13 protein-coding genes and 1 pseudogene are annotated in these 16,019 nt (G+C 36.3%); 2 read left to right on the forward strand and 12 right to left on the reverse strand.

Going from position 1 to position 16,019, the window contains the following annotated elements; genetic code table 11:
- Positions 1–47: 47 nt before the first annotated feature.
- The 4 genes from ACICP9_RS03220 to ACICP9_RS03235 all read right to left on the reverse strand — a co-directional run bounded on the left by ACICP9_RS03220 (position 48) and on the right by ACICP9_RS03235 (position 4,473).
- Positions 48–974, reverse strand: coding sequence for a ribosome-inactivating family protein (locus tag ACICP9_RS03220; protein WP_395498806.1), 927 nt, complete (start codon positions 972–974; stop codon positions 48–50).
- A gap of 46 nt (positions 975–1,020) precedes the next feature.
- Complete coding sequence (locus ACICP9_RS03225) at positions 1,021–1,431, reverse strand: hypothetical protein (RefSeq protein ID WP_395498808.1); 411 nt, start codon at positions 1,429–1,431, stop codon at positions 1,021–1,023.
- 940 nt (positions 1,432–2,371) lie between these two features.
- On the reverse strand, positions 2,372–3,856 hold the full coding sequence (locus tag ACICP9_RS03230; protein ID WP_395498810.1) for a hypothetical protein: 1,485 nt from the start codon (positions 3,854–3,856) through the stop codon (positions 2,372–2,374).
- A gap of 50 nt (positions 3,857–3,906) precedes the next feature.
- Complete coding sequence (locus tag ACICP9_RS03235) at positions 3,907–4,473, reverse strand: hypothetical protein (RefSeq protein ID WP_395498812.1); 567 nt, start codon at positions 4,471–4,473, stop codon at positions 3,907–3,909.
- Positions 4,474–5,041: 568 nt separating this feature from the next.
- Here ACICP9_RS03235 and ACICP9_RS03240 point away from each other — a divergent pair.
- The gene (locus tag ACICP9_RS03240; protein WP_395498814.1) at positions 5,042–5,839 is read left to right on the forward strand and encodes an outer membrane protein; all 798 of its coding nucleotides are present in this window, start codon (positions 5,042–5,044) and stop codon (positions 5,837–5,839) included.
- Positions 5,840–5,932: 93 nt separating this feature from the next.
- On the opposite strand, the gene ACICP9_RS03245 is transcribed toward ACICP9_RS03240, so the two are convergent.
- Positions 5,933–8,029, reverse strand: a complete 2,097-nt coding sequence (locus ACICP9_RS03245) for a hypothetical protein (protein WP_395498816.1) — start codon at positions 8,027–8,029, stop codon at positions 5,933–5,935.
- Between the two features lie 460 nt (positions 8,030–8,489).
- Between ACICP9_RS03245 and ACICP9_RS03250 the strand changes: the two genes are divergently transcribed.
- The gene (locus ACICP9_RS03250) at positions 8,490–10,070 is read left to right on the forward strand and encodes an ABC-F family ATP-binding cassette domain-containing protein (protein WP_395498818.1); all 1,581 of its coding nucleotides are present in this window, start codon (positions 8,490–8,492) and stop codon (positions 10,068–10,070) included.
- Between the two features lie 5 nt (positions 10,071–10,075).
- Here ACICP9_RS03250 and lapB read toward each other — a convergent pair whose 3' ends face one another.
- The 7 genes and pseudogenes from lapB to ACICP9_RS03285 form a co-directional block, all read right to left on the reverse strand.
- Positions 10,076–11,236 carry a lipopolysaccharide assembly protein LapB gene (gene lapB, locus ACICP9_RS03255; protein WP_395498820.1) on the reverse strand — a complete coding sequence of 387 codons (1,161 nt, stop codon included), beginning with the start codon at positions 11,234–11,236 and terminating at the stop codon, positions 10,076–10,078.
- Positions 11,237–11,327: 91 nt separating this feature from the next.
- Entirely contained in the window at positions 11,328–11,618 is a 291-nt protein-coding gene (locus tag ACICP9_RS03260) for a lipopolysaccharide assembly LapA domain-containing protein (RefSeq protein ID WP_395498822.1), read from the reverse strand.
- Between the two features lie 231 nt (positions 11,619–11,849).
- Positions 11,850–13,385 (reverse strand): annotated as a pseudogene (gene rpsA / locus ACICP9_RS03265) (30S ribosomal protein S1); the annotation flags it as partial.
- A gap of 131 nt (positions 13,386–13,516) precedes the next feature.
- Positions 13,517–14,203 (reverse strand): (d)CMP kinase, encoded by a 687-nt coding sequence (cmk, locus tag ACICP9_RS03270; RefSeq protein ID WP_395498824.1) that lies wholly within the window; start codon positions 14,201–14,203, stop codon positions 13,517–13,519.
- Positions 14,194–14,979 carry an orotidine-5'-phosphate decarboxylase gene (pyrF, locus tag ACICP9_RS03275; protein WP_395498826.1) on the reverse strand — a complete coding sequence of 262 codons (786 nt, stop codon included), beginning with the start codon at positions 14,977–14,979 and terminating at the stop codon, positions 14,194–14,196. The genes cmk and pyrF overlap by 10 nt, the downstream gene beginning before the upstream one ends.
- A complete protein-coding gene (locus ACICP9_RS03280; RefSeq protein WP_395498828.1) occupies positions 14,980–15,447 on the reverse strand; it encodes an SPOR domain-containing protein in 468 nt (155 codons plus the stop codon).
- A gap of 124 nt (positions 15,448–15,571) precedes the next feature.
- Complete coding sequence (locus ACICP9_RS03285) at positions 15,572–16,006, reverse strand: heavy metal-responsive transcriptional regulator (protein WP_395498830.1); 435 nt, start codon at positions 16,004–16,006, stop codon at positions 15,572–15,574.
- Between the last annotated feature and the right edge of the window lie 13 nt (positions 16,007–16,019).

The following is a 16,019-nucleotide window of genomic DNA, read 5'->3' on the forward strand; positions in this document are numbered from 1 at the left end:
GTAATGTGTTGAAATGTGAATTTTTTAAGCCATAGTGAATAAAGGCCTTACTCACTAAGAATAGTGGATAAGGTTTTTTTATCCCAGATTACTTTATTGATAACGATTGGATCCGCCATAGAACATTGTGCATAGACATTTGTTTTAGGTTGATGATAGCAGTCAAGTAATAATGCTACTGCGTACAAAATTTCTGTGAGTCCATTTAATCGAATATTTCCTACTTGCACCTGGGTTGAATCAGGGCTATAGCTCGGTAAAGTCGCACTTAATCCTCCCCAATTGAGTGTTAGACTGATGTTAGAAGGACTCAGGATATAATGTGAATCACTGGTGGTTTGACTCAGGACAGATCTAAAATTTCTTTGTATTTGCCTAAATCTTAGGGCCTCTGGAAGTACGGTTATAAACCGTAGCATCGCTCGCGCGGAAGCTTGGTTTAGTGCATTTCCTGAGAACTGATTTAAATCGCGATAACTCGTTACCAAGCTATGCCTATTTATTTGCAATCTATCGCGACGAACGTTGCCGACTCGTTCAAGTTCCGTATAATCTGAACTTGTAGTGAGATCAACGATTTGTAGATGGATGTCACTCGGCAGAACCGTATTTTGTCTATCTCGAAATCTATAAAAAGTATTACCTTGAATAAAACCTGCGAGGTAAAGATTCTCAGGCGATAAAACTAATCTTATTGGAACGCTTGTATTCGGATCATCATAATCAATCCCTTGTAAGGTTACAATGATACCGATGTTGGAGACGCTGGGCGATAAAACGAAAACACTGATGCTCATATTTCCTTGAGAAGTAGTTAAATTTGGAAGTCGTATGCCAATACGCTCTCTTATTTTATTTAATGAATCCACATAGGATTTAGGAGAACTAAAATCAACTGAATACGTGATAGCCAGTGAAAAAGAACTATAAAAAAATAGCAGGGCAAAGCTTAAAAATTGTAAAGTGTAAAACATCGTTCTTTTTCTCTGCTTCATTACATAAATTAATACATCAATGATGCTATTTAATTGATTGGCTCATTGTTTCACTTTCATTTTTACATTCTTGACCGTAGTGGGCTTGGGGCCAACAGGCATTTCTATTTGCATAATGTATATCCACAATATAATTTGGACCCCATCCCACTTCACCTTGCGCTTTTGCTCTAACCTCTAAACCCAATATAAATGCCTTTTGCGCCATTAAACAGATATCTCTTGCAGCAAAATGATAACCGTTCGAGTAATAATTATTATTCGGGTCGCTAATCGCGATATAGCAGCGATTATTATTACCGTTTTTATCAGCTGCAAAATGTATGTTCTCAATGAGGCCTTGGAGAATGTAAGTTTTCGCTTTCTCTGTAGCCATTGCTAAAGTAGACGCTGCCAAACAAGAAAGTGAAATAAATATAACTATTTTTTTTTGCATCGATTTTCCTACTCCAGTGTAAAAAAAGAAACGCTTACTATTATAATGTATAAAGACATCCAATAGATCGAAAAATAATTTAGAAATGTTTTTGCTGACGTTTACTTTTTTAAAATTAAAAATAATGTGTCGTCGATAGGCTAAAAAAATACATTTAACTTTTTGTTAAATGTGTAATAAAATTGACGGCACATAATTAAAATAATGGAACCCATAGAAATGAACGCATTTGGTGACGCGTTAAAACAATTTAAAAGAGATGGTTTTTTTATTTATCAAGGCAACTACTTAACGGGTAAACAGCTTTAAAAAACTGAAAGCAAGTTTTGAAGAACTCGATTCGGGTGTCACCTATCGATTCATTTAAATAATGTGAGACTTGATCCCTACCGCCGATCGGCAGCATTCCGTATTAAAAAAAAATTCTATTTGTATAAGACGGTCTGACAGCTCCAGTAGCGCTGAAAGCACCAATGGTTCTTCTCATTTTGCCCAGCGGATTGCAGCGAAGCAAGTCGAAACTAAACTGACACTCTCTCGAAATGAACTTGCAAAAGAATTACTCAGTGTCTTTCAATCTATCGAGGCTCGTCGCAGGAAAACTTCTTGACTGGGAAAATTTAGGGTTAAAACTCGCGGAGCACCCTGTATTAAAACAGGCGAACTTCGAAAACACCGCGCTGAATGATGCGAATTGCTCCGGTTTACTTGCATTAGCAAAGAATAATTACCAAACGCCTATATTTTTCCAGTGCTTCGGTCTCAGAGTGCTGAACCAAGAATATCAAGCGTTAACCGAACGTTTAAAAGAAACGCCCGAACAACGATTTAAACAGGAACGTCGTCACCTACCCGACTTCCTGATTTGCCGATAATTCCGCTTATTGGATGTCATATTATGCCTGTGTCCCGCGTGATCCTTATGCTACAGAACCGATAATCAGCCCGTCTTGAATTCATCTTCCATGCTATTTTTCACAGAAAGTATATCTAATTTAATGGTGCCTTTTTCCACGAAACTTTGCTCTGTCATCATAATGAAAAATTTATAATTCTGCTTACCATCGCGAAACTCATAAAATTGTGTTTCAATATTATTGTTACCCTTTAGCATATTTTTAAAGGATTCTCTAGATTCTTGATTTCTATTCAACATGATGTTTGATACGCCTAACTTATTGCCTTTTCCATAGTTGTTAATTTCAAATTCGATTTCAGAAAATTCTTCGTCAATGTCGCTACTCACCAATAATTTAAAGTTCAATTCATCATCAAGTGTTGTTGATTTAGAATAAGGTATATTAACTAATTGATTAGGTTTTATTATAGGGCATACAGCCTCATTAGATGTAATGTTATTAACCCTATACATTGAAATAAAAGAATTTGTTTGATTATTAATAATTAAATTATAATTATTAACATTTTTATGCTTACTCTGTCTACTTGAGTTAAGAGCGCTAGCCATACCCATTGCAGCCGATAAAACACTTGCTATTTCAACAGGCGTCAACATTCTAGCTTTTGCAAAATCACCAGAAAAAATAGTATATAAACTCCGTAATGCATGTCTTGCTTTCACGAGTTTAGCTTCGTCCGCTGGGTTATTATTACCGCTTTTCATGCTATAACGATCTTGACGATCTCTTTCCTTTTGGGGGGTGAATAACAATACTGTTCCTTGCGCCTCTCCTGAATTTTGAGCGCTAAAACTCGTATTCATTGCAACACCAAATGACGGAGCAAAACTGCCTTCATATCCTGAAAATAATGCAAAATTAAGACTACAAATCATATTATCGTATATTAAATCCGATTGTTTTACTTCTGTATTAATATTATTGTTTGTTACATCTTGCATTATGATTTTGTCTGTAACACTTTCAGATAACTTGATATGAATAATAAAATCTGGCAGATTTTCGTCTTTTACTGATGTTATATCACCAGGTTTTATTGGGTGCATTATTTCTGGATCTATAGAGACGACAACGAATTTTAGATAAATATCGACGTCCCTAATTGATTTATATTTTATATCTATCGTCCCTTTTTCTCCTTTTAGTAAATAGCTAATAGAGCTTGATATATAAACTATATCTCCTATGTTATTATTTTCATTCTGAAGTAAATATATATCATATAAAAGTATAATACATTCAGAATCATTTTGAACTTGTAGCGTATAATTAAAAAAACCTTCATCTGTATATGTTGTTAGTCCAGGAATAGACGCTATGCTAGAAAAGGCTGAAGACAACAATGATGAAAATGTAGCGCTACTTATAAATGAATTTTTAGCGTAGTTATTTTGATTAAATTGTTTATATGAAGACATAATACACTCAGAAGCATTAACTGGAAGCATGCTTGATACTACGCCACCTGCCTTGGCTCTCAAGGATAGACTTTTTTCTTCTTTCATAATTCTATATCCTATTTAATTTTAGACCCTGAAGTAATTCTCTATATTTTTTACCCAACATATTGAATAAAAGCTAAAATATAATAACTGGGTATAATATTTACATGATGTTTATGTGGAACTTGATCGACAGCAATATTATGATTATGCTCTTTAGTATTACTATTACCCACTGATGAAGTGCTTGACTCCCAAACTCTACCATTCATCTTTTGACAATTTATCTGCCAAATATCTTTACCTTCCATTGTTTGTTCATTGTCGTAACTTGACACAGCTGATTCGGATAATCTTAACCCAACATGATGTGTATGTTCTGGTATTTGATCAATAGTTAATATTGTAGCTTGCGCATTAATACCAATATTTATAGTTTCTGATGAGGTTTCTACAATACATGATTTATTGTCTGCATTTCCTTGAATGCGAAGAGGGTTTTTAGATCCAACTGATGATAGATCATTAGCTCCAAGAATAAATTTATCGCGAAGATCTATGGCTCCATTGGTTCCATCACACAAAAGCCATCCAATAGGTATTTCTTTTCCTGTAAACATGACTATTGTTCCCACTGGAAATTCTGGAATTATTTTATTTTTATCGTCTGAGAGTAACATGATAGTTTCCTTATAATATTTACATTATTGTTTAGAGTTCTTAGTTATCTAGCAGTACCCAACCAACCTCGTATAGGCAAATGCAAACAGATATAATCCAACTACTCGTCACGAATTGAAGGCAGGTACGATCGGATGTTTGAAAGATGGGGTGGAGTGGGCATAATATCTCCTTGTAATTATTTTTACTTTCCTAGTTGTAAAATTATATTTTATTTTTTATTTATTGGCTAGTATTTTATGCATAAAAATTTTATTTAAAATCAGGATGCTAACTTAATTAGACCAATCTATATTTAAGAACCGCTTGATCTATGTAGTAATCGATTAGGCTATATACCGTTTCTTATGGAACGGAAGTTGGCAGAAAATCGAAAAAGTGAAATAAAACTAGATAGCAATAAGCAACTGAGAAATTATATATTTAAAAAGTTACAGTTAAGCTAGTACATCCGATAATAAAAGTTATCGGAAGTAATGCCTCTAGTTGGTATTGGTATAACTTTACAAATAATTTCTATGCATTACAATTGTGTTACTCTTTCATGGATGGTTGAGGTTAATTTATATGTCGTATTTGCGTTTAGGGATGTTCGCAATTTTATTATCATTTGCTACTGATAGTTTAGCATGGGCTTGTTGTAATTTGACTGAGGTCAAAGAAGAATGCCAACCTCATTGGTATGCTTCCATAGGTATTGGAGACTCTGTTGATTACCGAGCAGGAACTGGTCAATACAGTCCAATTCTTCTAGTTCCAATACCAACAAGCTTTTCTCCTAACTATAATTCTTCACCTATCTATTTTCAAGGTGAACTAGGTTATATTTGGAATCATCCTTTTACTTCCGATCTGAACAACCGCTTCTTTCCTTTTATGAGCTTGGGCGTACAATATCGCTATACTACGCCGGTCACGATAGATACATCCGTGATACTGGCTTTTACTACCCCAGTAGATCTAGATATCCCGTATAGAATAGAGCAAAATAGTGCTTTGCTCACCTGGAAAATTGATTTTTATCAGTGGTTTAATAGACTGATGCCTTATCTGAACCTTGGATTAGGTGCTTCTTGGAATCATACAAGTCAGAAAGAGACTATAACGGACGTCACCGGTTTAATAAATACGAGCTCCAAAACGAATACAGATTGGAATTATAATATAGGTGTAGGATTGGATTTTATAGTAGGCACTAATTTTTGGCTTAGCTTAGGCTATTCCTATGATCACTTTGGTCAACTTCAGTTAGGTCAGCTTAACTTTACTCCTGATGGCGGTCTAAATTCAGGTTTTCAATCTGTTGATATTGGAAACTTACATGCCCATAATATTATTTTTACAGCGCGCTATCTTTTTGGTTAGGTGAAATTTTTTCTAATAAAAAAATGTTAGTTGGACTTGAGCTTATCTAAAGATAAGCTCAAGTTCGTTATTGGAATACCTCAGATTAGATTTTTACCTTCCTATTTGCGACGATGCGATTGTTAAATCTATTGGCGAAAGACTCGATCTATGGCTAGTACTCGCATAATGATGAAAAAACCTGGTTTGGATAGAACCTCCTGGTGTTATAAGTAAAGGGGTTGTTTCTGAAGAAGGACCTGCGTAACGATCATCACGAGGAAAAGTATCGAGTTCTCTTTCATAAGCTAAGCTTACACCATCTAGTGTTGCGATGAGTTTACAAACGGCTTTATATTCCTGGCAAACTTCTTTTAAGTTTACAGGCAACGCATCCGATTTTTGATCCGTATCGAAAAAAATTAATAGCGACTCAATCTTATCGACGGTGTAACACAAATCATTTTTTAGCTGAGATAATAGCTTAATGAACTTAGCTTCGTCTATATCTGCTAAATCTATCGATTCAAATTCTTTAAGCAACTTTACTTTTAACTTTTCGGCTAGCTGAATAAGTATTTCACTGAAACTTTGTTGATCGGTTTTATCCTTTACATTTAAAATACTATTTAAACAACCTTCATTCATACACGCTAAAGATTCTAACAAGGGAACCGGTTTCATTCGTTGAAAACTATTACTCATTTGGCCGAAAGCCTCAGAAAGTTTAATGACTGTTTGAGCATCCTCATTGCGACCATATTGTCCAAACTTGCTTAACATATTATTAAAAAAATCGATCATGGCAGTAAAACCTAAAAAGGTTAAACCTGTTTTGGCTAAATAAAGTAAATAAGGACGTAAAAATGCTAAATCCCCTTTAAAGTTATCGTTAATTAATTGCGCCCCTGCCGCATAAGAAAATGCAGACAAATACATCGAAATGAAAATGAGCAGCACCGAAGTTTTTGGGTAAAGTTTAAAAGCCATCGGTACTTTAACCGCATCCTCTTTCCAATCAGTGAAATAATCAAACGTATTTTGTAACGCATTACCACCAAAAAAGGATAATAATACGCCTAAAAAATAAATTGGTGGTGTCGAAAACGTGGCGCCTAACGCCGGACTACCCGTTAATTCTGTCATTTCATTAACGGGTGCGGCTAAAAAACCTGCGCAGCTGGACATAACCCACAATGCACCGGGAACATAACTCAGTATTCTAAAAAATTTTCTTAGTCTACTGAGTGGTGAAATAGATTGATGGGGAGCCATATCATGTAAACAATTTAGTAAAGCAATGAGTAATCCGGTGGGTAAATTTTGTCGACTGTATTCATCATCAATTTGTTTTTTTACTTCGTTGGCGTAATTGCAGCCTAGGAATTTAAATCCGTAAATGCTTAAAAGTTTTTGTCCGCATTCCAAATGATTGATGAGACGTTGTTTAATCGCCTGTATCGATTGATTTATTTGCATCTGTAACTTTTTCTTATCCTTTACTTCTTGGTTCAGTCGACAATTCATCATTTGTCGAACGATACATTCAAATGGCAAACTGGGGAGACGATATAAAGGTTCTGAAAATGCTAGCTTAAACGGAAAAAGATGAAGTATCGTATTGTCAATTAAAACGATAATTCCTTGAAATAGAAGCAATGATTTTGATAACCCTGGAATAGGATACATATAGCTAACTGCCGCCAAAGGTAATGCAGAAATTGCGGCTCCTATAGTAATCGCAATATCCTCTAAGTTTTTTTGTAAGTGTGTGCTAGGATTAGTTAAATACTGGTTTAGCTGTGCAGGAATAATCTCCGATCTGCGCATGATTAAAAAAAGTTCGGTTGAATTATATAGTACGACTAATGCAGGCAAACAGGTACATACCATATAGTTGATACGACCCGCTAACTTTTCACCGATAGATTGCGCATAATCATCGGCTGCTGTTGCATATAAGCCGGCCCCTGTGATAGCCACAATTAATAATATAACTTGATCTCGAATGAGTTTTGGTAAACTTGTATGCCCTTTTCCATCTAAATAATATTTGATAACTGTGTTTAATGCGTTGTCAGCGACTTCAGTCAATTCCTGGTTCAATACAAGAGTTTCTTTCTTAACATCTTTATCTATATCAATGAAGCAAGGATCCTGATTATTATTAGTTGGTGTTTCAAATTCAGAATGGTTAATTGACAGTGGCATAGGCATCTCCTTTTAAGATTATTTTTTATATTTTATTGAGACGTTTTTTATTTATCGTAAAAAAATAACAGCGTAAAAGCTAAAACAATACATTTTTTTTGAAAAGTGAAATTAATTAGATAGTAATGTATAAAATAATTTCCCTATTTATTTATAGTATTAGGTGAAAAGTTTAATTAGTTAATAAAGTTATTCATTTAATATGTATAACTTTATAGAGGTACATATTATAGATTATATAAAATAAATTTAGCATAACTTTTTAATTCTTCCAATCTGTTTTTTATTAAATAATCTTTAAATCTTAAATTTTTAGAATGATTAGGAACAGTTATTATCGTCAATTACTATCTTCTCTCTATTTACTGGAAAATAATCATTCAAATTGTCATCGAAAATTAGCCTTTTAGCTTAGACCGGTATACTATCGGCAAAAAAATTAAATTTTCGAGTAAAAAATATGATCTCAATTAATCAACTCAGCATGGCATATGGCGAAAAACTGTTATTTTATGATGTTAATCTTATTCTATCCACACACAGTCGTTATGCTTTAGTGGGTGCTAATGGTGCTGGAAAATCTACTTTTCTAAAATTACTCACCGGCGTAGAAAAGCCTGTCGCGGGCAATTTATCCATTCCTAAAACCGCTACCGTTGGATGGCTAAAACAAGATCAATTTCGTTATGAAAATACACTGATTATCGATATCGTTTTACAAGGAAAGCCTGCCTTGTGGCAAGCCATGCAAGAGAAAGAAAATCTGCTACACAGTGATTTACAAAATGAAAAAAATATTAACCGTCTCGGAAAACTGGAAGAAGAAATTGCGAGGCTTAATGGATACAGTGCTTACGCCTTAGCGGCGAAGCTTTTAATGGGCTTAGGAATACAACTACCCTATCATGAAAAACCCTTAAGCACGCTATCGGGTGGTTTTAAATTACGTGTCTTGCTTGCTCAAGCCTTATTTCAAGAGCCTGACATTTTATTATTAGATGAACCGACCAATCACTTAGATTTTATCTCCATTATCTGGTTGGAAAAATATTTAAAAAATGAATTTTCTGGTTTATTACTTTTTATTTCTCATGATGTTGAATTCATCAATCGCTTGGCCGATCAGATACTCGATATAGATTATGGTGAAATCCGTCAATACAGTGGCCACTATGAAAAATTTCTTGCTGAAAAACAATTAATTATCGAACAAAAACTCCAAGAAAAACGTAGCGTGGAACTTAAAATAGCGAGCATGCAAAGTTTTGTGGATAGGTTTCGTGCCAGTGCCAACCGAGCAAAAATGGCTCAGTCACGCGTAAAAATGATCGCTAAAATGGAAATCCCGGATATTAAGCAATCGTCGCGATTATCCCCTCTATTTCAATTTAAATCGATGCGTCCCTCGGGGAAAATGGTTGTGCGAGTTAAAGATTTATCCAAAAACTTTCAAGAGAAAAAACTTTTCCAACAACTCAATTTTGAGATAAAGCGTGGCGAAAAAGTAGCTATTATGGGTGAAAATGGTATTGGTAAATCAACACTGATTAAACTATTACTCAACACGATTCAATCTGACCAAGGTAGTGTGGAATGGGGGTATGAAACACATATCAGTTACTTTTCGCAGGACCATCACGATTTACTGAATCAACATGCTACGGTTTTAGCCTGGTTAGAGCATTATGCCTCAGGCATCAGTGAACAATCGATACGTAAAACTTTGGCACAAGTATTATTTAATAAAGAAGATGTACTTAAAGATATTTTAGCTTTAAGCGGCGGTGAAGCCGCGCGCTTATTATTGGCTAAAATGGTCTTGGAATCAGCAAATGTCTTGATTCTGGATGAGCCGACTAATCATTTAGATATTGAAGCAACAGAAGCGCTGGTAACTGCCTTACGGATTTATCCAGGGACATTACTCTTTGTGAGTCATGATCGGCATTTCATCAACAAAATTGCTGATCGCATTTTATTTATTTCGCGCGAAAAGAAGCTGCAAGATGTTAAACGATTAGATGCAGTTAATTTAGATTAATTTTTTTATAAGGGCTTTATCGTGCTCCAATTACGGCAAGCAGGACACAACCAATCGAGAATCTTGCTATTAAAACCACAGGTTAAACAGCGATACACCGGTTTATTTTCCATCAATTTTTTAATCAGATCTTTTAAACTGATTAAATTACTTTTATCCGTCATAGAAGAATTTTCTTGGGCCAAATGTAAATCCACTAATTGATATAAACCAGGCAGTGAAGGCTTAGATTGTAATTGCTGAGTCAAAAATTGCAGTGCTTTATCGTTATCTTTTTCTTGGATCAACTTAACGATCGCTAACGAAATCGGAGTCTGCGCATGTTCGCTCAGTGTTTCATGTAAATAACTTAGCAACCCCATTGATCCTGATTGATGTTGTAAATAACATTGGTTAAGTGGCTCTAAAGTTTCAGTAATATAATCGGGGTCTTGTTTTTTTATCGCTTGGTAGATTGCAATGGCTTGTTCCCATTTTTCACCAATAACGGCTAACTTTCCTTTAATCAGATTTGCTCGAACACATTGAGCATCATATTTTAAGGCAAGCTCTAGAAGTCTGATGGCTTCTTTTTGGCTTCCACGCGCATTTAATAAATTCTGTGCCAATTCACAATGATAATGAGCAATATTTTTAAAAATTTTGTTATCCCATTTTGAAATTTTTTTCGCTTGTTTGATAGCGATTTCCCAACGTTTTTGTTGTTGATAGATTTCTAATAGATAACGTACTGCGATACGCGCATACTCGCTATCATCATGATGAATGACTTCAAAAAATAAACGCTCTGCCCTATCTAATAAGCCAGCACAGTAATAATCTCTTCCTAAAGCAAGCAAAGCTTGTAATTTCTGTGCAGATGCAAGATTGGGCCTGGCAATCAAATTTTGATGGAGTCGAATGGCACGATCGATTTCTCCGCGACGACGAAACAACACACCCAAAGCTAAATGCGTTTCGACGGTTTCTGTATCCACCTCAAGTATCTTAATAAACGTATCCACCGCTTTATCAGACTGTTCATTAAGTAAATAATTTAAACCACGTAAATATTCGCGGTTACACGCATGTTTTTTACGCGTATTTGAATTGGAAAACTGACAATAAGCAATATACCAACCAGAAGCGGCGGCAAGAGGAAGCAATAGAAACAATAACTCCAGCATAATCAGGCTCGTTATCAAGTAAATACCGGAGATTTATCAAGCGTTAAGATAAATTATACTCCACTTAATATTAAGCGGCTATTGTAAATCATTAATGTTGATCTTTAAATGGCAATGCTCTTAAATTGGTTAATTCTTTTTCAACGAGATTTAAACGATGTCGTAAACGTCGATTGATATACTTAAGTTTAATATAAGTAATAAATGCGGTTAGCAAACCTAATAAGCCGCCTAAAATAAAGCTGAGTATGGTTAATAAAGAAAGCGGTAATCGCTTAGTACCCAAATAATAATTAACACTGACTAGATCGGCATTGAGACCAGCAAAAATCAGCCCCAAGATGAATAATACTATCAGAAACAAATATGTTATACATCGCATAGACTTACCTACTCAATGGGAACTTATGCTAAATTAGGATGTGTTGTCATTGAGTGTGGAGACAACACATCCTAGTTTTTTCATAAAACTAAAGCTCTCGCTTGGTGTAGCCAGCGCTTTAGCTTAGCAACAAAATCATCCTTTATTTTAATTTTAAGCCCATGCTGATTTCCTTAAGAATTAAGAAAACAGCCGTTACTTAGTGACTACTTTTTCTTCTAAAGGAAGGAAAGAAAGTGAAATATGACGATTTTTTCGATCAAGATTTAAAATTCTTGCTTCTATTTCTTGTCCCACTTCAAAAGTTTCACCTTCTTCACCGTACTCAGTTATTTTAAGCTGAGCTTCTATATTATTACCTAAATCAACTTTCATTCCTTCATCGTTGATTTCAGTTATTTTTCCTTTGACCATCTGATCTTTACTGTATTTATCAAAAGGGTGCGATGATTCAGTATCCAATTGTTTGATGCCCAGCGAAATACGTTCTCGCTCAGGATCGATCGATAAGATGATCGTTTCTAATTCATCCCCTTTTTTGTATTTACGTACGGCTTCTTCGCCGGAGATATTCCATGCAATATCTGATAAATGGACTAAGCCATCGATATTACCGGGTAAACCAATAAAGAGACCAAAATCAGTAATAGATTTTATTTTACCGGTAATACGTTCCCCTTTAGCATGCCTATTTGCGAAGTCTTCCCAAGGATTAGACTTACACTGTTTAATACCTAAAGAAATACGGCGTCGATCCGAATCAATATCTAATACAATAACCTCGATTTCCATACCTGCTTGAACGATTTTGTTTGGGTTAATGTTTTTATTCGTCCAATCCATTTCTGAAACGTGGACTAAACCTTCAACACCTTCTTCTATTTCAACAAAGCAACCATAATCAGTCACATTAGTTACTTTACCTTTCAAACGGGTACCGACAGGATAACGTTTCACTAAGTCTTCCCAAGGGTCGCCGACTAATTGTTTAAGTCCTAATGAAACACGGCCTCTATCTCTTTCGATCTTTAACACCACGACTTCAATTTCATCGCCTATGGTTAACACTTCACTGGGTTGCTTGACGCGTTTCCACGAAATATCGGTGACGTGTAATAAACCATCAATGCCACCTAAATCGATAAATGCACCGTAATCGGCTAAGTTTTTTACGATACCTTTAATAACTTGCCCTTCTTCTAATTCAGTTAATAACTGCTCTCGTCCGGCTTGACCTTCAGACTCAAGTACCGCACGTCGTGATAAAACAATATTGTTACGCTTAGGATCGAGCTTAATGACCTTAAATTCCAGGTCTTTACCTTCGATAATGCTAGAATCACGTACTGGACGTACATCCACTAATGAACCAGGTAAGAAAGCGCGCAGATTACCAACTTCTACCGTAAAACCACCTTTTACTTTTCCTGTTACTTTCCCCGTCACCACCGTATCCGCATCGTGTGCACGCTGTAATGCAGTCCACATTTCTGCCCGCTTGGCTTTTTCACGCGATAAACGAGTTTCACCAAAACCATCTTCTAAAGATTCAATGCTGACGTCAATTTGGTCACCGACTTTGACTTCTAATTCGCCGGCTTCATTGTAAAATTGCTCGATGGGAATCAAGCCTTCTGATTTTAAATTCGCATTGACAACGACACGGTCTTTTTCGATGCGGACTACGGTTCCGGTAATAATCATCCCGGTATAAAAAATACGTTCGGAGAAATTTTCCTCCAGTAACTGTGCAAAACTCTCACTCATATAGTTATATCACTTGTTCTTTTTTAGAGAACCATGGTTAAGGCGCAATATGCGCGGTTAATAGTTAGTCATTATGAGAACTTTCTGGAAATTTCTCGTCTAATGCCCCTTTGTTACTTCTTTGTTTGAGCCTATGGCAACTTACTTTTAATAAGTTGTAACACCTCTCGAATACTTAAGTAGGTTGTGTCGATAGTTATCGCCCCTTTAGGCGCTATAAGTGGCGCAACGGGCCGTTGTCTATCTTGACGATCACGCTGCTCAAGCTCTGCTCGCACAACGTCAAGGCTAACATGCTTCCCCTTTGCCTTCAACTGTAAATAACGTCGTTTAGCTCGTTCTTCCAAGCTTGCTTCCAAGAAGATTTTAAGCTCCGCATCAGGGAAAACAACGCTACCCATATCTCGGCCGTCTGCTACCAAACCGGGAGCACGGCGAAATGAGCGTTGATAGGCTAATAAGGCCTGCCGAACCTTAGGATAAGCCCCTAATTGTGAGGCTAATTGACCTATTTCTTCGGTACGTAAGCTATCGGTAATCTCTTGCTGCTGCCAAAAAATTCTAAGCGGCTGATCGGAGGTCTGGACGCTGATATTCAGATCTAAATCGGCTACTAAAGGAAGGAGCTTCTCCTCTTCAAAAGGCGTCTGCGTCGATAGCGCGACCCAGGCCGCAGCGCGATAAATAGCTCCACTATCGAGAAAATGCCAAGCGAGATCCTGGGCTAATAAGTAACTAATCGTACCCTTACCTGAACCACTCGGACCATCCAGTGTAATCACTGGAATGATAGATTTTTTTTCTGTGGTTAACAGCATGATAAATAAGCCTTCCAAGCTAATTCTCGGTAATGCTGAGCCTTTACGGTGGGCTTATCTGCTTGATAAATGCCGCGCCCCACAATAATGATGTCGGTGCCGTTTTGCGTAATCGCACGCTCGGGCGAAATGTACTGCTGACCGAGCCTATCTACGCCACTCGAATCCGATTGGATGCCAGGTGTCATATGTATCAGGCCCGGATTTTCTGTTAATTGATGCTGAGCAATAAAGCCCATAACAAAATCAGGATATTCTTTAGCCATAGCAAGACTCGCTTCCGTATAAGATCCTTTAGCTAAAGAACCAACCGAACTCATTTCGGCCAGCAATAATAAACCGTGTTTTTTAGCTAAGCCTATTTCTCGCAAACCTTGAATAACGCCTGGACCCGGAACGGTATGCGCGTTAACGATATCCGCCCAGTCCGCAATATGGTAAATACCCCCTGCATATTGTTGTTTAACGGTATAACCTATATCCGCAAATTTACGATCTTCAAAGATTAAAAACTGATGTTTCTGAGCTAAATACTTGAGTTGGTGAATTAAATCAGGTGTAAAATCACTCAGGATATCGACATGAGTTTTTAACAGGCAAATTTCCGTTCCTACTTTATCAGTCAAATTCAGTAATTCAGACGCACGAGTCACATCAGCGGATAAACAAAGATTGGTTTGCTTATCTGCTATGAGTTGACACAAACGTCGCGCACTTGCATTTAGGCAAAAAGAAGCGCGCTCGACAAAACTTAATTTTTTAATTTTTTTTGGCATTTATTGGTTAAGTAAAGGATCAAAGGGGACAACCTGAGTAGTGAGATGCATCTGGGTATGGAGTTGTTCAGCCACTTGTTTCATTCGTTCAGGTTTTATTTCTGGACCCACAAAAACCCTCGTCAATACACCCAATAAACTTTTGTACTGCCGGCTATAGGCATTAAAACCTTTACGACGTAAGCTTAGCACTAAATTTTTAGCCTGTGCAGGATCTTTAATATCGGGTAATTCAATTACCCACGCTTTTGCTGGTGTTAAAGGAAAACTCAGTAAATTTTTCATACTCGCTTTACCGGAAGTGATGGGTAATAATGCTGCACTCGGTGGCGTCGGCAAGGTGGGAATGGTAAACGAGAGCAAGGTATCCGTATGATAATCTTTCATCCATAACGGAAAAAAAATAACCAACAAGGCGGCAATAACAATAATAGCAATAAAACTAGTACGTTTAATTGAAAAATCCACAAGTTATCTCAACCATTTTATTGATGAATCTACCTATTACACAGGAATTTTCGAATTGAAACAACCATTTTTTCTGAAGAAGTTTTTAAAACCTTACCCACATTATTTTATAATAAAGCAAAATTCATTGATCGGTTTTTAAATACTCGCGAATGTCATCAGGGCAATGATACAATGCTTCGAGTATGGGACATTCAGCGATTGAAATGTTGCCATCACAGGCTTCTTCCCAGCGCATCAGCACCTGTTTTATGCACTGTAAACTCCTTATTTTAGTTTCGATGTGAGAAATTTTTTGTTGCATGCATGATTTTATCTGCTGACTGGGTGATTGATTCGTTTCTAAATTAAGTAAGTTTTTAATTTCGCTTAAATCAAAACCAATTAGCTTTGCATTCTGAATAAAGTAAAACCGTCGAATAATCGTTTTCGGATAGAGACGAAAACCTCCTTCACTACGTTTTGACGCAGGAATTAAACCAATTTTTTCATAATAGCGAATAGTGACGGGTGTTTGCTGGACTAATTTAGCCAATTTTCCGATCGTATAATAGTTCATTTTCACATTCTCT

Source organism: Rickettsiella endosymbiont of Litargus connexus (assembly GCF_964277335.1).
GTDB classification, from domain to species: Bacteria; Pseudomonadota; Gammaproteobacteria; order Diplorickettsiales; family Diplorickettsiaceae; genus Aquirickettsiella; species Aquirickettsiella isopodorum.